This is a genomic window from Sinorhizobium sp. BG8, assembly GCF_016864555.1.
GTDB lineage: Bacteria > Pseudomonadota > Alphaproteobacteria > Rhizobiales > Rhizobiaceae > BG8.
On sequence record NZ_CP044011.1, the window covers coordinates 818,102 to 836,245 of the forward strand.

An 18,144-nucleotide genomic window follows, 5' to 3' on the forward strand; every position below is an offset into this window, starting at 1 on the left:
ATGCGCTCCACATTGCCGAAATGCGAATCACCGGGACAGGCGCAAAGGAACCAGTCGGATTGACAGAGGCTGAGAAGGTAGCAAGCGGACGTTCAGGACGGGCGACAGAGCGGAGACCGGGCTGATGGGTGCCTATATTCTGCGCCGTCTCCTCCTGATGATCCCGACGATCCTCGGCATCATGGCAATCTCCTTCGTGGTCGTGCAGTTCGCGCCCGGCGGCCCCGTCGAGCAGGTCATCTCCGACCTGACGAACCAGGGTGCAGGCGACCGCCTATCCGGCGGCGGCGACATGCTGCAGGACAATCTTTCGCAGGAGAACAGCACCTATCGCGGTGCCCGCGGCCTCGATCCTGAATTCATCGCCAAGCTCGAGAAGCAGTTCGGCTTCGACAAGCCGCCGCTCGAACGCTTCGTGGGCATGATGTGGAACTACATCCGCTTCGATTTCGGAGAGAGCTTCTTTCGCAACACGAGCGTGGTCGACCTGATCGTCGAAAAGATGCCGGTGTCCATCTCTCTCGGCGTATGGATCCTGCTCCTGTCCTACGCGATCTCGATACCGCTCGGCATCAGGAAGGCGATCTCCGACGGATCGACTTTCGACGTCTGGACGTCGGGGATCATCGTCGTCGGCTATGCCGTGCCGAGCTTCCTCTTCGGTATCCTGCTGATCGTGGTCTTCGCCGGCGGTTCGTTCTTCGACTGGTTCCCCTTGCGAGGCATTGTCTCCGACAATTTCTCGTCTCTGCCGCTATGGCAGAAGCCGCTCGACTATCTCTGGCACATGACCCTGCCGCTGATCACGCTGCTGCTCTCGGCCTTCGCCACGACGACGCTGCTGACCAAGAACTCGTTCATCGACGAGATCAAGAAGCAGTATGTGACGACGGCGCGTGCAAAGGGACTAACGGATCGCCAGGTTCTGTACGGTCACGTCTTCCGCAATGCGATGCTCATCATCATCGCCGGGTTCCCCGGGGCCTTCATTTCCGCGTTCTTCACCGGTTCCCTGCTGATTGAGTACATCTTCTCTCTCGATGGCCTCGGACGACTGGGGTATGACGCGGTCGTGCGCCGCGATTATCCGATCGTCTTTGCGACCCTCTACATCTTCTCGCTAATGGGATTGGTTGTCAGCCTCGTCTCCGACCTGATCTACACATGGGTCGATCCGAGGATCGACTTCGAGCGGAGGGACGTCTGATGACGGTTCTGTCCGATGCCAAGGCGAGCAGCACGGACGTGGTGCGCAGTGGCTTCCTCTCTCCCACCAATCGCCGGCGCTGGGAGAATTTCAAGGCCAATCGCAGGGGCTACTGGTCGCTGTGGATCTTCCTGGTGCTGTTCGGCCTCAGCCTCGGCGCAGAATTCATCGCCAACGATCGTCCGATCATCGCGTCCTACAAGGGCGAACTGCTGTTCCCGGTATTCGTCAATTACCCCGAGGAGAAGTTCGGCGGCTTCCTCGCGGAAACGGACTACAAGTCGGACTTCATTCACGACGAGATCAGTGCCAACGGCTGGATGATCTGGCCGCCGGTCCGCTATTCCTACCACACCGCCAATTCGAACGTACCGCATTCCGCGCCTACCGCTCCGTTCTGGCTGATGTCGAAGGAGGAACGCTGCTCAGGCTATCCGGGCGGAGTGGACGACCCCAATTGCCGGCTCGGCAATCTCAATTGGCTCGGCACGGACGATCAGGCGCGAGACGTGCTGGCGCGCGTCATATACGGATTTCGGATCTCCGTTCTCTTCGGGCTTGCGCTCACGATCGCTTCCGCACTCGTCGGGGTTACCGCCGGTGCCGTACAGGGCTATTTCGGGGGCTGGACCGATCTCCTGATGCAGCGCTTCATCGAGATATGGTCGTCGATGCCGGTTCTCTACATCCTGTTGATCATAGCCGCGATCCTGCCGCCGGGTTTCTGGATCCTGCTCGGGATCATGCTGCTGTTTTCCTGGGTTGGTTTCGTCGGGGTGGTGCGCGCGGAATTCCTGAGAGCGCGCAATTTCGAGTATGTCAACGCGGCGCGCGCGCTCGGTGTCGGCAATCTGACCATCATGTATCGGCACCTCCTGCCCAATGCCATGGTCGCCACGCTGACGTTCCTGCCCTTCATCCTGTCTGGATCGATCACGACCCTGACCTCGCTGGACTTTTTGGGTTTCGGGATGCCCCCCGGCTCTCCGTCGCTCGGCGAGCTCATCGCGCAGGGCAAGGAGAACCTCCAGGCTCCGTGGCTCGGCCTCTCCGCCTTCGTCATAATGTCGCTGATGCTGTCGCTGCTGATCTTCGTCGGCGAGGCGACGCGCGATGCGTTCGATCCCAGAAAGACATTTAGATGACGGATGCATCGCGAATCGATCCGATCCTTTCTGTGCGAGACCTGTCCGTGGCTTTCCACCAGGGCGGCGCGACCTCGCTCGCCGTGGATCGGGTCTCCTTCGACATCCGGCGCGGCGAAGTGGTGGCGCTGGTCGGCGAATCCGGCTCCGGAAAGTCGGTGACCGCCAATTCCGTTCTCAAGCTGCTGCCCTATCCGGCGGCCAGCCACCCGAGCGGCGAGATCGTCTTCAACGGCCGCGACCTGATGAAGGCCAGCGATGCGGAGCTGCGACAGGTGCGTGGCAACGACATCACCATGATCTTCCAGGAGCCGATGACGTCGCTCAATCCGCTGCACTCGATCGAGAAGCAGATCGGCGAAATACTCGGCCTTCACCAGGGCCTGAAAGGGGCAGCTGCCCGCACCCGCATACTCGAACTTCTCAACCAGGTCGGGATTCGCGACCCCGAGAAGCGGCTTTCGGCCTACCCGCACCAGCTTTCCGGCGGCCAGCGCCAGCGCGTCATGATCGCCATGGCGCTCGCAAACCGACCGGAGCTCCTGATCGCCGACGAACCGACCACGGCGCTCGACGTCACGGTCCAGGCGCAGATCCTTGAACTCCTGAAGAAGCTCAAGGAGGAGCATGGCATGTCCATGCTCTTCATCACGCATGATCTCGGCATCGTGCGGAAGTTCGCCGATCGGGTCTGCGTGATGACCAAGGGCAGCATTGTCGAGAGTGGTCCGGTCGAGGCGATCTTCTCGAACCCGCGGCATCCCTATACTCGCCATCTGCTTGCCTCCGAGCCGCGCGGCAATCCGCTGCCTGCCGACAGCGGGAAGCCGATCGTCGTGGAGGCCGACCAGGTGAAGGTGTGGTTTCCGATCAAGGCAGGTTTCCTGCGCCGGACCATCGACTACGTCAAGGCGGTGGATGGCATCGACGTCAGGCTACGTGCGGGCCATACGCTCGGCGTCGTGGGGGAATCCGGCTCCGGCAAGACGACCCTCGGTCTGGCATTGACCCGCCTCATCTCGTCCGAGGGGCGGATCGCCTTCGTCGGCAAGGAGATCACCGAATATTCGTTCACCGAGATGCGGCCGCTGAGAAACCGGATGCAGGTGGTCTTCCAGGATCCCTACGGCTCTCTGTCGCCGCGCATGTCGGTTGCCGACATCGTCGCCGAGGGTCTCAAGGTTCACGAACCGGCGCTGTCGGAGGTCGAGCGGGACCGTCGCGTGGCGTCGGCCCTCGAGGAAACGGGGCTCGATCCCTCGACCCGCTGGCGCTATCCGCACGAGTTTTCAGGAGGACAGCGGCAACGCATCGCCATTGCACGCGCCATGGTGCTGAAGCCGCAGTTCGTCATGCTCGACGAGCCGACCTCGGCGCTCGACATGAGCGTCCAGGCCCAGGTCGTCGACTTGCTGCGCGATTTGCAGGCCAGGCACAATCTCGCCTATCTCTTCATCAGTCACGACCTCAAGGTCGTCCGTGCGCTCGCCAACGACATCATCGTCATGCGCGGCGGCAAGGTCGTGGAGCAGGGACCGGCGGCAAGGGTGATCGAAACCCCGAGCGAGCCATATACCAGGGCGCTCATGGCGGCCGCGTTCGATCTCAGGGCCGTCAAGACAGACGCAATCCGACAGTAACAGGTTCAGACGCATGCAGAAGAAGAGCCCCGTCATCATCGATCTCCGGTTCGATCAGGAACAGGTCGCCAATGCGCTGAAGGGAGCATTTGCCGGTCGGGAGATCATCAATCGCGCCCACCCCGGCAGCAGGGCCCGCGATCTTGCTGGCATTGACTACGCCGTCGTCTGGAAACCCGGCTCCGATCTCTTTTCACGGGCACCGGATCTGAAAGTGGTGTTCTCCGGTGGGGCCGGTGTGGATCACGTATTGAACATCCCCGATCTGCCGGATGTGCCTCTGGTGCGCTTCGTCGACCCCACGCTCACCAACTGGATGAGCGAATGGGTTGTCATGCAATGCCTGCTGCATCTGCGCCAGTTCAGGGCTTATGAAAGCCAGAACCGCCAGCGCATCTGGCGCGAGCTCGTGCAGCCGCGGGCCAGCGACATGACGGTCGGGATCATGGGGATCGGTGTTCTCGGGCTCGACGCGGCCCGCAAGCTGCAGATGCTCGGCTTCAACGTCATCGGCTGGTCGCGCTCGAAGAAGGAGATCGAGGGAATGGAGACCTTCGATGCGGCCTCGCTCGACGCTTTCCTGGGAAGGACGGACATCCTTGTGGGCCTGCTGCCGCACACCCCCGAGACGACCGGGATCTTCGATGCGCAGCTGTTTTCTAAGCTGAGCCGCAAGGGACCCTTCGGCGCTCCGGTCTTCATCAATGCCGGACGCGGTGCAAGCCAGGTGGAGGCGGATATCGTATCCGCGCTGCAGAGCGGCGTACTCCACGGGGCTTCTCTCGACGTTTTCGAGAAGGAGCCGCTGCCGCTCGAGAGCCCGCTCTGGACGATGGACAAGGTGTTCCTGACACCGCACGCCGCTGCCGCCTCGGACGTCAAGGCGCTGTTTGTCCAGGTCGAGCAACAGATCGAGCGCTTTGAAAGCGGCCAGCCGCTTACGCATGTCGTGGATCGAAAAGCCGGCTACTGACCGTTCAGGGCCTGCGGTAGCCGGTCGGTTGCTGGTACAGCCAGCCGATCCTCTCGATCGCCTCCTCGAGCCCCTCCCGCGCAACGCTCATCGTATGCCCGTTCGCATGGATGATGGTCTTTTCGTCTTCCATGATGGCGACATGCCCCTTCCAGAAGACGAGATCACCGCGCTTCAGTTCGGAGCGTTCGATCGACGAGCCCAATCCCGAAGCCTGCATGTCCGAATCGCGCGGGACGGTGCGCCCGGTCATCATCATGGCGAGCTGGACGAGGCCGGAGCAGTCGATGCCGAAAGCGCTCCTCCCGCCCCACAGATAGGGTGTCTCGAGAAGACGTCCCGCAACGGAAACGTAATCGTCGGCAATCCGCGCGCCGGCGGGCACGCAATGCGCGGCCACGATCGAGTGGCCGCTCTGGAGCTGGAAGTATCGGGTTCCGCGCGTCTCGCTCTCGCCGACGATCGTGAGACCGCTTCCAAGCGAGAGCGGGAACGCCGAGGGCGTCTTGAGGTCCGGCCCCGTATAGGCGAAGGAACGCGGCACCGCCAAGACATGCGTGATCGTGACGGGAGAATCCGTGACCGCCTCGTCGGGTACGTATCCCACGTAGCCGTCGAATTCCGATTTCACCCAGCACCAGCCGCCAGCGCGATCGAGCACGCGGACGGCCTCTCCGTAGAGCAGTTCGGTGTCGATGCCGGTCGTAATGTCAGGACGCGGACGAAGCGGCGCGACAGGCAGGCTCACATGGGCAGGCGCTCCTGCCGTGAAACGCTCGGCGGTGACCACGCCGCGAAGAGCCTCCTCGGCCAGATCCGGCCGATAGGCATTTAGACGTCGATCTGGCAGCGCATTCATTACAGACCTCTTCAGGGCGTCAGCAATTTTCCCCGGCCGATAATAAGATCGCCGAGCCTTTCAAGATAGAGGGCGCCTTCCACCGTCCGCTTGACGACGACGTTTCTCCGGTCCTGTTCGTCGCGATTGCGTGTGACGAGGCCCAGCGTTCCCATCGAATCGAGCGCGCGGGTGACCACCGGCTTCGTGACGCCGAGCTTGGACGCGAGCCCCCGCACGGTGTGCGGGGGAGGAACCAGATAGATCTCGAGCAGGATGGCGAGCTGCCGCAGCGTCAGATCACGCCCGTCGAGCTGCACCTGTCCAAGCGACACGCCATGCCAGAGGCCAAGCGCCTGGGTTGCGGTAAGCTCTAGCGACACGAAAACCTCCCGGCGAATGCAGGGGCAACGCCTTCGCGTTGCCGATACGGAGCCGTAGCCGGCGCAATGCCGGCGCCGCTCTCCTAGCCGGTCACCTTGCGCAGGTAATGGTAAAGGGCACGTATAGCCTGCGCTTCGCCTCCGACCTGCGAGTGTGGTCGTTCGGACTGCGCCCAGCCGAAAATGTCGAAGTGCACCCAGCTCTTCGTCTGTGTGACGAAGCGCTTGAGGAACAGCGCGGCTGTGATCGAGCCCGCCATACCGCCGGATGGTGCGTTGGTAAGATCCGCGATGCGCGCGGAAACGTCCTTGTCGTATCCCATGTAGAGGGGCATCCGCCACATCGGGTCATCGACGGCAAGACTTGCCTCGCCGAGCTCATAGGCAAGGTCGCCATCGTCCGTGTAGAAGGGGGGTAGATCCGGCCCGAGAGCGACGCGGGCGGCGCCGGTGAGCGTCGCCATGTCGATCATCAGGTCAGGCTCTTCCTCGTCAGCATAGGCCAGCGCATCGGCAAGGATGAGACGGCCTTCCGCGTCGGTGTTGTCGATCTGGACAGTGAGCCCCTTCCGGCTGCGATAGATGTCGCCCGGCCGGAACGCGTTCGACGAAATGGAGTTCTCGACCACGGGAACGAGAACGCGAAGGTCAACCTTAAGCTTGGCGTCCATGATCATGAGCGCGAGGCCCATGACGTTCGCAGCCCCGCCCATGTCCTTCTTCATCAGCAGCATCGAGGAGGCCGGCTTGATGTCGAGGCCGCCGGTGTCGAAGCACACGCCCTTGCCGACGAGCGTTACCTTCCGGTGGCCCTTCTTGCCCCATCGCAGTTCGAGCAGGCGCGGGGCCTCGGCGGACGCGCGACCGACGGTGTGGATCAGCGGGAAGTTCTCCTTGAGGAGATCGTCGCCCGCGACGACGCTGACCTTCGCCTTGTAGTGATCCGCAAGCGCGCGAAACGCTTCCTCGAGCGCATCCGGGCCCATGTCGTTGGTCGGCACGTTGATGAGGTCGCGTGCCAGAAATACCGCAGCGAGCTGGCGCTTGATATCCGCCGCATCCGCGTCCGCCGGCAGCAGCAACGTCGGCGCTTCCGATTTCGACGGCTTGTAGCGATCGAAGCGGTAGCTTCCGAGGCCGTAGCCAAGCGCGAGGCGGTTCGCCGTCAATGGGGCGGTCTCGATGTGCCAGTCGCCCGCCGGCAGCGTGCGGGCGAGCTTGCCCGTCAGAAAGGGTGCTTCCGAGGGCGTGCGGCCCAGGCCGAACAGGGCGCCGCCGAGATGCCCGTCTTCGGTGGGGATCAGCAGAAGCGCGCCGGATTCGGCCTTGAATCCCGCCTTTTTTGCCCAGTCGAGTGCAATCGGGTCGATCGTTCCCGTTTCGATATGCGCCGGTGTGATCGCGAAGATCGGCAGTGTCTTGCCGCCGCGCGAATTGAACGGGGAGGGACGTTCGATGAACTGGTAGGGAGCCATTTTCAAGCCTTTGCGGATGTCCGAGATCAGGGCATTAACATTCTATTAGGGTTAACAGACTATTGCTGGAGCGAGGATTGTGGCGCGATTGCGTCGGGGCACCGTTCGCACGGAAATAACGGTTCGGGGAAAACACATGGCTGGCATATCGTCGTTCAGGAAGCGTCTTGTGCGCGGAACCTGCCTGGGCGTACTCGTCCTGTCGCTCGCCGGCTGCGCAACGACACGCAGCAACGAGACGACCGGCTCGATCGCCCGAACGTCCTCTTCATCGAGACCCGTCGCCGAAATGAACGCCACGGAGCTGCGCAGCGCCGCCGAGAGTGTCGGAAAGACCTACGCGGCGAACCCAAAGGACAGGCAGGCGGGTCTGGACTATGCCAACCTCCTGCGCATGACCGGCCGCAACGATCAGGCACTGGCGGTAATGCAACAGGTGGCGATCTTCCATCCCGCCGACCGGGAAGTGCTCGCGGCCTACGGCAAGTCGCAGGCTGCGGCAGGCCAGCTCGAGCAGGCTCTCTCCACTATCGGACGCGCCCAGACGCCGGATCTTCCGGACTGGAAGCTGAAGTCCGCCGAAGGAGCAATTCTCGACCAACTCGGCCGTTCCACAGAAGCGCGCCAGCGCTATCGCGAGGCGCTCGACCTCAAGCCGAACGAGCCGTCGGTGCTTTCCAACCTCGGCATGTCCTACCTGCTGACGCGCGATCTGCGCACCGCTGAGACCTACCTTCGGTCCGCTGCATCCCAGCCCGGCGCGGACAGCAGCGTAAGACAGAACCTTGCGCTGGCGATCGGCCTTCAGGGTCGTTTCCAGGAAGCCGAGACCATCGCCCGGCAGGAATTGACGGCCGAACAGGCCGAGGCGAACGTCGCCTACTTGCGCGGTATGCTCTCCCAGCAGAACTCCTGGCAGAAGCTTGCCAGCAACGACAGCGGCAACACGAACTGAAACGGGGCCTGAAGGCCCCGTCTGTTCCTTGCAATGTTCCCGGCAGGCTGCCGGTCTCCCCTCGCCTTTGATATCCGGAACGCCGACGCCAGGCGTTCGCCTCCGCATGCCGGAGCAACGGCTCGTCGCTTTCCTCAGAACTTGTCCGAAACCTGGATGCCTGCGGGGCCGAGAATGACGGCGATCAGCACGGGCAGGAAGAAGAGAATCATCGGCACGGTCAGCTTCGGCGGCAGGGCTGCAGCCTTTTTCTCCGCTTCGTTCATGCGCGTGTCGCGGCTTTCCTGTGCGAGAACCCGAAGCGCCTGCGCGATCGGCGTACCGTAGCGCTCCGCCTGAATCAGCGCCTGTGTCACCGACTTGACGGCGTCGAGGCCTGTGCGGATGCCGAGGTTTTCGTAGGCGATGCGCCGGTCCTGGAGGAATGACAGTTCGGCAGTTGTCAGGATGAGTTCCTCTGCCAGCTCCGTCGAGGCGATCGCAATCTCGTCGGCGACGCGCTTGAAAGCGACCTCCATCGAGATGCCCGCCTCCACGCATATGAGCAGGAGATCCAGTGCGTCCGGCCAGGCGCGCTTGATGGACAGCTGGCGCTTCGAAACCTTGTTGGAGATGAAGATGTTCGGAGCGTAGAAACCCAGATAGGCGATGCCCACGGAGGCGAGGATCCGCATGGGCATCGGCTTGTCGCCGAGATAACCGAGATAGAATATGTAGAACGCGCCGACGGCGAAGAAGACGAAGGGCAGAACGAACCGCGCGAAGAGGAACACGTTGAGCGCGTTCTGGGAACGATAGCCCGCTGAGCGCAGCCTGTTCACCGTACCGGTGTCCGCCAGCGCCTCGCGCAGGTTCAGGCGCTCGACGATTTGCTTGACGGATGTGTTGCTCTGCCCGCGCAGGCTTGCCTTGCTCTGCGAAGTTTCGGCGTTCAGCCGCGCCCGTTCGCGGGCCCTGATCTGATCGCGCTCCAGCGCCACGGCCTTCATGCGCTTTTCCATGTCGCCACGCTCGAAGTAGGGAACCGCGAGCGTGTAGAAGGTGGCGAGCACCGCGAGGGCCACGAAGGCCGGCAACAGGACGTTGGGATCTGTGAGCGTGGTGACCAGGCCGGACATCGCGCGGGCTTCCTTTTCAGATGTCGAAGTTGATCATGTTGCGCATCATCAGGATGCCAATGCTCATCCAGATGCCGGAGCAACCGAGAATCAGGTGCCCACGCGGGTCGGTGAAGAGAACCATGATGTAGTTGGGCGAGGTCAGATAAACGAGGAAGGCGACGATGAAGGGGAGCGCACCGATGATCGCTGCCGACGCCTTCGCTTCCATCGAAAGGGCGCTTACCTTTGCACGCATCTTGCGCCGTTCGCGCAGCACGCGCGACAGGTTGCCGAGCGCTTCGGAAAGATTGCCGCCCGCCTGGCTCTGGATCGCGATCACGATCGAGAAGAAGTTTACTTCCTGGAGCGGGATGAAGTTGAACATGCGGGTGCAGGCTTCCGGAACGGAGAGGCCCATCTGCTGCGATTCGACCACACGGCGGAACTCGGAGCGAACCGGTTCCTGACCCTCGGCGGAGATCAGCCGCAAGGCGTCGGTCAGTGGAAGTCCCGACTTGATCGAGCGAACCATGATGTCGAGCGCATTCGGGAATTCCTCGAGGAACTTGTCCAGCCGCCGCTTGACGAGGAAGTTGACCGCCCAGCGCGGCAAGCCGGCGGCGGCGATGATGAAGAGCCCGCCACAGACGAGAAGGGGAGCGCCGGCGATCAGGCTGGCGACCGAAAGAAACAGGCCGAAGAGGCCGCTGATGATGTAAAACTGCGTGATGCTGATGCGCAGGCCTGCCTGTGACAGCTTGGCCTTGAGAGTCGGAGCCGACTTTCGGCTCTGTTCCTTCTGCTTCTTTTCCAGGTCCTTCAAGGAGTCTTGAACCGACTTGCGTCGCTTCGACATCTCCTGGACGCGATCCCGCGCCGCCTTGACCTTCGCCTGGTCGGTTTCAGCGGATTTCACGCGCCGGACGCGGCTTTCGGTCTTCTTGTCCGTCTCGATCCGGGAGAACAGAAGGGCATAGCAGAGGCCGGCCGCTGCCACGGCCGCCAATACGACGATCGCTATGATGGAGATGTCGATTCCGAACATGCCGATTGGCCCCGTGCGTTCCCTATTGCGGCTTTTCCATTGTGTCGAGCGTGGCAGCCAGGCGCTTGTCTTCGTTGAAGTAGCGGGCTCGATCCCAGAAGTGGGGCTTGCCGATGCCCGTGCCTCTGTGCCTGCCGATGATGCGACCGTTCGCGTCTTCCCCGTCCATCTCGAAGCGCATCAGATCCTGCGTCACGATGACATCGCCTTCCATGCCCACCACCTCGGTGATGTGGGTGATCCGTCGCGAACCGTCGCGAAGGCGGGACGCCTGGATGATGACGTCGATGGAACCGGCGATGATCTCGCGTACCGTCTTGGCCGGGAGCGTATAGCCGCCCATCGCGATCATCGATTCCATGCGGCTCAGGCACTCACGCGGCGTATTGGCGTGAATGGTGCCCATCGATCCGTCGTGGCCGGTGTTCATGGCCTGGAGGAGGTCGAACACCTCCGGTCCGCGCACTTCGCCGACGATGATGCGTTCGGGACGCATACGCAGGCAGTTCTTGATGAGGTCACGCATGGTGATCTCGCCTTCGCCTTCGATGTTCGGCGGGCGCGTTTCAAGACGTACGACATGCGGCTGCTGCAGCTGCAGTTCGGCTGAGTCTTCGCAGGTGATGACGCGCTCGTCCTCGTCGATGTAACGGGTCAGGCAATTCAGCAGCGTCGTCTTGCCGGAGCCGGTACCGCCGGAGATGACGAGATTGCACCGCACCCTGCCGATGATCTGGAGGAGCGTCGCACCTTCCGGCGTGATGGAGCCGAATTTCACAAGCTGGTCGAGCGTCAGCTTGTCCTTCTTGAACTTGCGGATCGTCAGCGCGGTGCCGTCGATCGCCAGTGGCGGAGCGATCACGTTGACGCGCGAGCCGTCGGGCAGGCGCGCGTCGCAGATCGGGCTCGATTCGTCCACGCGCCTTCCCACCTGGCTGACGATGCGCTGGCAGATCGAAAGCAGCTGGGCGTTGTCGCGAAAGCGGATTTCGGACTCCTGCACCTTGCCGGCCACTTCGATGTAGGTCTTGCCCGCGCCGTTGACCATGATGTCGGCGATGTCGTCCCGGGCGAGCAGCGGCTCCAGCGGCCCGTAGCCGAGCACGTCGTTGCAGATGTCGTCGAGCAACTCTTCCTGCTCGGAGATCGACATCGCGAAATTCTTGATCGTGATGATATCGTTGACGATATCCCGGATTTCCTCGCGCGCGCTTTCCGTGTCGAGCTTGGCGAGCTGCGAGAGATCGATCGTGTCGATGAGCGCCGAGAAGACCTGGCTCTTGGTATCGTAGTAGTCCTCGGTCCGCGCCGGGCGCTTCCTGGGAGCGGGCGAGGGTGCTGGCGGCTGATGTGCCTGAGGGGCGGGCGCTGCCGCGGCCTCCCGCGGCGGCGCGGTCAAGGTCGCCGCCATCGCGCGCTCGGCAACCGCGGGTGCGGGAACGGGCGGCATGGCTTGTTGCGCCGGAGGAACAATTCCGCCGCTTTTTGGGAAGCCTTCATTTCCGCGTTTGCCAAACATCTTCTGTCATCCAGTCTTTTTCGTCATCGCCCTCGCGGGGCGTCACTTGCGGCCGAGCATTCCAAGGACTTTGCCCAACCCGGCCTTCTTCGGTTTCTTGACCGCCGCGCGGCCGGTCACCACGTGCGCGATCTGCGAGAAGGTTTCGGCAGCAGGGGCCTTGCGGTCCATTTCCGCGATCATGCGTCCGCTGTTGGCGGCCGTCCCGAAAAGCGGAGCGTCGAAGGGAATGATTGCGATCGGCTGGAGCTCCAGCGGACCTGCGAAGTCATCAGGGCTGATCTCCGGCCGCTTGGCGACACCGACCTGATTGAGGATCAGATGCGGTGCCTTGTCGTTCGGGCGCAGCTTCTTCAGTGCGTCCACCATGTTCTTGGCGTTGCGCAGGTTGGCGAGATCGGGCACCGCGGTGATGACGATCTCGTCCACTTCCGAAAGAAGGACGCGCGTCCATTCCGACCATGCATGCGGCACGTCGAGAACGCTGACCGGCGCGCTACGTTGCAGGATCTCGAGAATGGGTTGGAAGGAAGAACGATCGAAGTCGTAGCTCCTGTCGAGCATCGAGGGGGCGGCCAGCAACGAAAGATGCTCCGAGCACTTGGTGAGCAGGCGGTCCAGGAATACTTCGTCCAGGCGCTCCGGCGCATAGACTGCCTCGGCGATGCCCTGCGGCGGATCCTGGTCGAAGTTGATGTTTGCCGTTCCATACGCAAGGTCGAGGTCGGCGAGGATTACTTCGGTGGAGAAGAGGTTGGATATCCCCCAAGCGCAGTTGTGCGCGATAGTGGAGGATCCCGTTCCGCCCTTGGCGCCGATGAAGGCGATCGTCTTGCCGAGCGGCTCCGAGTCCGGATCGATGAATATGGTCGCGATCGCGCCCAAGACTTCGGCCATCCCGACGGGACCGACCATGTATTCCGAGATCCCGTTGCGGATCAGCTCGCGATAGAGCGAGATGTCGTTGTGGTGCCCGACGATCACGACCTTGGTCGTGGGATCGCAGACTTCCGCCAGCGGAATCAGCTCCGCCATCAGCGCGCCCGGCTCCGTAGAGGTCTCGAGAATGATGAGATTGGGGGTGGGGGCGGAAGCGAACATGTTCGCGGCGGCCGCGATGCCGCCGTTGTTGATACGCAGATTGACCTTCGCCATGCGGCGATCGCTGCCGGATCGCTCCATGACCCGAAGCATGGCTTCGCTTTCGCAGAAGGCATGCACCGATATCCGCGGGAGAGGGCGCACGCTCTCGAGATCGATCGAACGCGCGCCGTCGTCCGGAAGGTCCTCCGCGCCGATCCTGCTTTCGATGCCGTAGTCGATCGTGTTCATGGTCGTTCCCGCTTGATCCCGCGTTTGAGGGTCAGTTCGTCGTTATGCTGATCGTGGTCGAATCGGAGCTGGTGCCGCGATAGTCGTTGATGACCTGTACGCGGTTTGCCGCGTCGATCGGGGTCATGCCGCGCGGTGCTACCAGATCCATTGGATTGGCGATCTGTGCTGCCATGTTGGACTGCGATGCGCAGCCGAAATTGTAGTAGTTGCGATTCTGGAACGTGTTGTCGACCAGGTCTTCCGGCCACTGGCCGCAAGTGTTGGTCTGGGCCGTGATGGCGACGAAGGAGAGGCGGATCGGTGCCGCGTCACCCTGAGCCGAAGCCGCGTAGCTCGTCTCGATGATCTGTGTCTTCGGAACGCCCGCAGCGATCAGGGTCGACCGGATCTGTTTGCGGATCTGCGCGGCGGCACCGGCATTGTATGAGCCGCTCGGCGCCATGACCTGGATCACGCCGCGCGATTTTGACCGGTAGTCCTGTGCGAAACCGCGGATGTTGTCGCGCATCGCCATCGTCAGCTGACGATCGCCGGAAGCGACCGGAACGTCGAGCGTGTGCTGGTCCTCGCTGAGAACGATCGGATGGCGAGTGCGGTAGTCGTCGGGGATCGACCCCGTCGCGGTTCCGTCCGGATTGGTACCGCATCCGCTGAGGGCCGCCACCGAAAGCAGAACTGCGGTTGCGAGCGCCAGGCGAAGTCTGTTCGCGCCATTGTGCGGCATGGTCTGAACCCTTGTGGCTGTGCGGGCCGTGAGAATGGTCTGGTGCATGTCCGTTACCCGATCACTTGTAGATGAAGCCGACTGAACCGTGATAATTGCCGGCGGGAAGCTGCGCTTCCTTGCGGCCGTAAATCCGGTTCACCCTGCCGAGGAAGTAGCCGGCGGCGTCGTTGGCGGCGTTGAAATTGTCATCGGGGCGGCTGAGTTCGTTGCGGGCGACAGGACGAACGAGATACGGCGTGGCGATGATGACCAGCTCGGTTTCGTTGCGGATAAAGTCTTTCGAACGGAACAGCGTGCCGAAGATCGGGATCTTCGAAATGCCGGGAAGTCCGGACACGGCTTGGCGGATGTTGTCCTGTACCAGGCCGGCGATCACGATCGATCCGCCGGACGGCAGTTCGACGCTGGTCGACGCCTCTCTTCTGCGGATGGAAAGGTAAGTCGAGCCGGGGACCTGGCGGTTGCTGTTGCCGGTCACGACAGAGCCCTCGAACGTCGGTTCCGAAACGTCGGTCTCGATCTGGAGGCTGATGCGACCCGGCGAAAGCACGACTGGCTTGAAGTTGAGCCCGATTCCGTATTCGACGGTCTCGGTCGAGCGGGTGACCTCGATGTTGCCGCTATCCTGCGCCACTTCCTGTTCGGCAGCGAGCCTGTATTCGCCGCCAACGTAGAACTTGGCTTGCTGGCCGGAAATCGCCGTGAGGCTCGGTTCTGCCAGTGTTTTCATGACACCGGCCTGCTCCATCGCGTTGAGGTAGCTGGAGATGCCGAACTCGCCGATCGTTCCGGTGGCGCTGCCGGTCATGCCGACGCCGATGGCATTGCCAAGGTTTGTCGGGTTGCGGAACAGGATGCCGCCGTTGTTGCCGGTGACCGAACCGTTGAAGCCGAGCTGCTTGAGGACCTGCCGGCTCACCTCGGCGACGGTCACCTTCAGCGTGACCTGATCCTCGCCTTCGATGGTCAGCATGTTGACGATCTGCGATTCCTGACGATCTTCGCCGAAAATCGCGGCGTCGCCGTTGTCGCCCTGCGCCGTGACCGTGCGCGTCGTCGCTTCACCGCCCTTGACGAAGACCCTGGCAAGTTCTTCCGCGCGCATGGCGTCCTGAGGCGTGCGGACATTGCCGCTGAGCACGATGTTGTCCGAGATGATCTCCACATCGATGCTCGAATCCGGAATGAAGCGGCGCAGCTGCGCCTCGAGGCCGGCCACGTCGCGTTCGATGTCGAGATCGATGCTGACGATCTCCTGGCCACCTGCGCCGAAGACGAAGATGTTGGTCTGGCCGATCGACTTGCCGAAAACGTAGATGCGCCGCGATGTGCGGGTCACGGCGTCGGCTTTGGCGGGGTCCGCGACCAGGATGTCATGGGCGTCTTCCGGAAGGTCTACGACAATCGCCTTGTTCAGGCCGAGCTTGATTGTCTTCCTTGCGCCGGGACCACTCTCTGAGATCCTGACGACCGAGGCAGCTGCCTCCGCCGTGGCGATGCCATAGCCGCCAGGGACGATCGCCGCGGGAAAGCCCGAGACAGCCAGGCAGAGGATGGTTCCACCGGCTACAGAAGCACGAAATCTTTTTCCGAATCCAAGCACGTTCAGCTCCTGCTTATTTCTCGGCGGCCGCGGGGGTGGCATTGACGATCGCGCCGGTCTTGATCACCTGGATAGCCGGTTGGCCGGAGCTGCCGCTCAGCAGGTAATCGGCTGTTTCGGTATCGGTTTCCTGGGCGTCGGCGACGCTTCTGAGCGCCAGCGTGAGGCGGTCGGCCACCTGCTGCGCCACGGTTATGACTTTTGCCTGGTCGGGCGTGAGCTCAAGGGTCGCAGTGGTGCCGAGCACCGTCTTCGAGCCGTCCTCGGCTTCCTTGATCTGCTGGTCGATGGCGAGCACGCGGACGTTGTTCAACACGTTCTCGGTGAGAAACGTGCCGTTCGTGTCACGGCGGACCATGATCACGTCGACCCGGTCATTCGGCAGGATGAAGCCGCCCGCACCCGTGGCGACCGATATTTCGGTTGCAACCGCGCGCTTGCCTGATGGAAGCAGCGACGACATGATCTTGCTGTTGGCGTCCGCGATCTTCTCCTGGCGAATCGGCTCGCCATTGAAGATCGGCATGCGCACGATGGCACCGTTGAGCTTTTCGATGGCGTCCGGCCTGTCGTCGGCGGTGATGACACCTTCAACGACGGCGCTCTTGGGCCAGGGGCTCCATTGCAGGGTATCGTCATTGAGACGGGAGCCGATGGGAAGGCTCTCCTTCGCCGTGAGCACCTTGATGCTGGGATCGCGCTCTACGACCGTCTCGGTTTGCGTCACCCTGATCTTGTTGCCGCGCGCCAGCTGCAGGGCGAGCAGCCCGGCGACGCCGGCGGATACGACGGCCACTGCCAGTATGATGATTCGCACGGGTTTCATGTTCGTTCCCTGAGGCCCCAGTATTCTGTTTGGCCACATTGAACGGCAAAGGTGTAATTATGGTTAATGACTCGCTTACCGTCATGGTTAACGGTTGGTTTCGGTCACGCCCCCTCGTACTGGTCCGTGCGACAGTTTTTTTGGAAACGTAAATGGCCCGCGCGAATGAGTCGGGCGACAACCAAACGCGCGCGGAACGTTGGCAGGGGAGATGACCAGAGCCTTTTAGCGCAGGCCGCCGAGCGCTGCGATCATCAGGGGGGAAGACGGATAGGCCAGGAAGCCCGCGATGCCGATCGCGATCCCGTACGGCACCTTCTTCGCAACCAGCAGGTGGTCCGGGACGGGGAGCCCCGAGGCAAGGATCGAATTCGACTTCGACCGCATCATGACCAGGACGAGGGTGAGGATACCGCCGAGATAGGCAACCTGAATAAGGAATGAGACGAGGGAGAAGTTCATGCCGAACCAGACGGCGCTCGCCGTCAGGAGCTTGGCATCACCCCCGCCCATGACATTCATGGCGAAGAGCGCGAAACATACCGCGAAGACCAGGAAGCCGGCGGCAAGATGTAGCCCGATTTCAGTAAGCCCCAGGCCCGCCATCGGTGCGACGAGGACGAAACTGGCGAGAAGGATCGCCGAAACGCGGTTCGGGATCGTCATCGTGAACATGTCGGAAAGGGCCGCGATGGCGAGGCAGAGCGGAAATACGACGAATATTACTGCCTCGGTCATGTCGATGCTCTCTTTGTTTCGGGCGACACCAACCTACGATCGCGACCTTAAGAAATGGCAAAGCGAGAGGTTGGGGTGGCCCCAAAAGCGGTGGGGCATATCTTTCGGATGTTGGGCCGGTCTAAGGAAAAGCCGGGCTTCAATCCGATGAGATGGCGTGCGGGGCGAAACCATCACCTCACGACAGGGTCCGTGGACCTGCCACAAAAGCAAAAGGCCGCCCCGGTTGGAGCGGCCTTTCGGACAGGACGCGAAGCGCGTCCTCGTCGGAATTAGTGCTTTTCGAGCTCGTCGGACAGATCCGAGAACGTTTCGTTCAGCGAGCCGCCGAGAGCGGTTGCACCGGTGATCAGGGCGACGGAAATCAGAGCGGCGATCAGGCCATACTCGATAGCGGTTGCACCAGACTCGTCCTTGATAAAGCGTGCGAAAATCTTGGTCATGTGAAGTCTCCTAGCTTCAGGTGTTGGTTCAGCAGTTCCGCCAACTGTTTCCGTTGTTCGGATGACTGCAACCTACAGACAGCGAATTGCCACCGGCTTAAAGAAGTAGGTTATTCAAGGGTTAACGGGCAGGACCGGGTTTTAGAGTCAAGAATTGGTGAACGGACGCGACGAATTTTGCATGCAATGCGT

The 18,144-nt window shown here is 62.1% G+C and carries 17 protein-coding genes; 5 read left to right on the forward strand and 12 right to left on the reverse strand.

Features of this window, described 5'->3' with window-relative positions:
* Nucleotides 1-124 precede the first annotated feature (124 nt).
* The 4 genes from F3Y30_RS03740 to F3Y30_RS03755 are packed head-to-tail and all read left to right on the forward strand — an operon-like array spanning nt 125 to nt 4,965.
* Complete coding sequence (locus tag F3Y30_RS03740; RefSeq protein ID WP_203425207.1) at nt 125-1,207, forward strand: microcin C ABC transporter permease YejB; 1,083 nt, start codon at nt 125-127, stop codon at nt 1,205-1,207.
* On the forward strand, nt 1,207-2,352 hold the full coding sequence (locus tag F3Y30_RS03745; protein ID WP_203425208.1) for an ABC transporter permease: 1,146 nt from the start codon (nt 1,207-1,209) through the stop codon (nt 2,350-2,352). Before F3Y30_RS03740 ends, F3Y30_RS03745 begins: the two co-directional genes overlap by 1 nt.
* The gene (locus tag F3Y30_RS03750) at nt 2,349-3,992 is read left to right on the forward strand and encodes an ABC transporter ATP-binding protein (RefSeq protein ID WP_203425209.1); all 1,644 of its coding nucleotides are present in this window, start codon (nt 2,349-2,351) and stop codon (nt 3,990-3,992) included. The genes F3Y30_RS03745 and F3Y30_RS03750 overlap by 4 nt, the downstream gene beginning before the upstream one ends.
* Before the next feature lie 13 nt (nt 3,993-4,005).
* Nucleotides 4,006-4,965: a glyoxylate/hydroxypyruvate reductase A gene (locus F3Y30_RS03755; protein ID WP_203425210.1), complete on the forward strand. Its 960-nt coding sequence runs from the start codon at nt 4,006-4,008 to the stop codon at nt 4,963-4,965.
* A gap of 4 nt (nt 4,966-4,969) precedes the next feature.
* On the opposite strand, the gene F3Y30_RS03760 is transcribed toward F3Y30_RS03755, so the two are convergent.
* From F3Y30_RS03760 to F3Y30_RS03770, 3 genes are all read right to left on the reverse strand, one after another.
* Nucleotides 4,970-5,824: an NlpC/P60 family protein gene (locus F3Y30_RS03760; protein WP_203425211.1), complete on the reverse strand. Its 855-nt coding sequence runs from the start codon at nt 5,822-5,824 to the stop codon at nt 4,970-4,972.
* Between the two features lie 11 nt (nt 5,825-5,835).
* Complete coding sequence (locus F3Y30_RS03765; protein ID WP_203425212.1) at nt 5,836-6,186, reverse strand: MarR family transcriptional regulator; 351 nt, start codon at nt 6,184-6,186, stop codon at nt 5,836-5,838.
* Nucleotides 6,187-6,269: 83 nt separating this feature from the next.
* Nucleotides 6,270-7,661: a M17 family metallopeptidase gene (locus F3Y30_RS03770; protein ID WP_203425213.1), complete on the reverse strand. Its 1,392-nt coding sequence runs from the start codon at nt 7,659-7,661 to the stop codon at nt 6,270-6,272.
* A 136-nt stretch (nt 7,662-7,797) separates the two neighbouring features.
* Here F3Y30_RS03770 and F3Y30_RS03775 point away from each other — a divergent pair, with 136 nt between their 5' ends.
* A complete protein-coding gene (locus F3Y30_RS03775) occupies nt 7,798-8,616 on the forward strand; it encodes a tetratricopeptide repeat protein (protein ID WP_203425214.1) in 819 nt (272 codons plus the stop codon).
* Between the two features lie 134 nt (nt 8,617-8,750).
* Here F3Y30_RS03775 and F3Y30_RS03780 read toward each other — a convergent pair whose 3' ends face one another.
* The 9 genes from F3Y30_RS03780 to F3Y30_RS03820 form a co-directional block, all read right to left on the reverse strand.
* Nucleotides 8,751-9,734: a type II secretion system F family protein gene (locus F3Y30_RS03780; RefSeq protein WP_203425215.1), complete on the reverse strand. Its 984-nt coding sequence runs from the start codon at nt 9,732-9,734 to the stop codon at nt 8,751-8,753.
* Between the two features lie 16 nt (nt 9,735-9,750).
* Nucleotides 9,751-10,761 carry a type II secretion system F family protein gene (locus F3Y30_RS03785; RefSeq protein WP_203425216.1) on the reverse strand — a complete coding sequence of 337 codons (1,011 nt, stop codon included), beginning with the start codon at nt 10,759-10,761 and terminating at the stop codon, nt 9,751-9,753.
* Nucleotides 10,762-10,783: 22 nt separating this feature from the next.
* Nucleotides 10,784-12,280 (reverse strand): CpaF family protein, encoded by a 1,497-nt coding sequence (locus tag F3Y30_RS03790; RefSeq protein ID WP_203425217.1) that lies wholly within the window; start codon nt 12,278-12,280, stop codon nt 10,784-10,786.
* A gap of 42 nt (nt 12,281-12,322) precedes the next feature.
* Nucleotides 12,323-13,612: a CpaE family protein gene (locus F3Y30_RS03795; RefSeq protein ID WP_203425218.1), complete on the reverse strand. Its 1,290-nt coding sequence runs from the start codon at nt 13,610-13,612 to the stop codon at nt 12,323-12,325.
* Nucleotides 13,613-13,643: 31 nt separating this feature from the next.
* Nucleotides 13,644-14,387 (reverse strand): CpaD family pilus assembly protein, encoded by a 744-nt coding sequence (locus tag F3Y30_RS03800; RefSeq protein WP_246752859.1) that lies wholly within the window; start codon nt 14,385-14,387, stop codon nt 13,644-13,646.
* A 13-nt stretch (nt 14,388-14,400) separates the two neighbouring features.
* Entirely contained in the window at nt 14,401-15,945 is a 1,545-nt protein-coding gene (locus F3Y30_RS03805) for a type II and III secretion system protein family protein (protein ID WP_246752860.1), read from the reverse strand.
* Between the two features lie 13 nt (nt 15,946-15,958).
* Entirely contained in the window at nt 15,959-16,771 is an 813-nt protein-coding gene (gene cpaB, locus F3Y30_RS03810) for a Flp pilus assembly protein CpaB (protein ID WP_203425220.1), read from the reverse strand.
* A gap of 225 nt (nt 16,772-16,996) precedes the next feature.
* Nucleotides 16,997-17,509 (reverse strand): prepilin peptidase, encoded by a 513-nt coding sequence (locus F3Y30_RS03815; RefSeq protein ID WP_203425221.1) that lies wholly within the window; start codon nt 17,507-17,509, stop codon nt 16,997-16,999.
* 272 nt (nt 17,510-17,781) lie between these two features.
* Nucleotides 17,782-17,952 (reverse strand): Flp family type IVb pilin, encoded by a 171-nt coding sequence (locus F3Y30_RS03820; protein WP_203425222.1) that lies wholly within the window; start codon nt 17,950-17,952, stop codon nt 17,782-17,784.
* Nucleotides 17,953-18,144 lie beyond the last annotated feature (192 nt).

Bases quoted from the DNA above. Each gene is read 5' to 3' on its own strand.
- F3Y30_RS03760 (WP_203425211.1), bottom strand. From the start codon at position 5,824: ATGAATGCGCTGCCAGATCGACGTCTAAATGCCTATCGGCCGGATCTG.
- F3Y30_RS03740 (WP_203425207.1), top strand. From the start codon at position 125: ATGGGTGCCTATATTCTGCGCCGTCTCCTCCTGATGATCCCGACGATC.
- F3Y30_RS03755 (WP_203425210.1), top strand. From the start codon at position 4,006: ATGCAGAAGAAGAGCCCCGTCATCATCGATCTCCGGTTCGATCAGGAA.
- F3Y30_RS03790 (WP_203425217.1), bottom strand. From the start codon at position 12,280: ATGTTTGGCAAACGCGGAAATGAAGGCTTCCCAAAAAGCGGCGGAATT.
- F3Y30_RS03780 (WP_203425215.1), bottom strand. From the start codon at position 9,734: ATGTCCGGCCTGGTCACCACGCTCACAGATCCCAACGTCCTGTTGCCG.
- F3Y30_RS03800 (WP_246752859.1), bottom strand. From the start codon at position 14,387: ATGCACCAGACCATTCTCACGGCCCGCACAGCCACAAGGGTTCAGACC.
- F3Y30_RS03750 (WP_203425209.1), top strand. From the start codon at position 2,349: ATGACGGATGCATCGCGAATCGATCCGATCCTTTCTGTGCGAGACCTG.
- F3Y30_RS03785 (WP_203425216.1), bottom strand. From the start codon at position 10,761: ATGTTCGGAATCGACATCTCCATCATAGCGATCGTCGTATTGGCGGCC.
- F3Y30_RS03745 (WP_203425208.1), top strand. From the start codon at position 1,207: ATGACGGTTCTGTCCGATGCCAAGGCGAGCAGCACGGACGTGGTGCGC.
- F3Y30_RS03820 (WP_203425222.1), bottom strand. From the start codon at position 17,952: ATGACCAAGATTTTCGCACGCTTTATCAAGGACGAGTCTGGTGCAACC.
- F3Y30_RS03815 (WP_203425221.1), bottom strand. From the start codon at position 17,509: ATGACCGAGGCAGTAATATTCGTCGTATTTCCGCTCTGCCTCGCCATC.
- cpaB (WP_203425220.1), bottom strand. From the start codon at position 16,771: ATGAAACCCGTGCGAATCATCATACTGGCAGTGGCCGTCGTATCCGCC.
- F3Y30_RS03775 (WP_203425214.1), top strand. From the start codon at position 7,798: ATGGCTGGCATATCGTCGTTCAGGAAGCGTCTTGTGCGCGGAACCTGC.
- F3Y30_RS03795 (WP_203425218.1), bottom strand. From the start codon at position 13,612: ATGAACACGATCGACTACGGCATCGAAAGCAGGATCGGCGCGGAGGAC.
- F3Y30_RS03770 (WP_203425213.1), bottom strand. From the start codon at position 7,661: ATGGCTCCCTACCAGTTCATCGAACGTCCCTCCCCGTTCAATTCGCGC.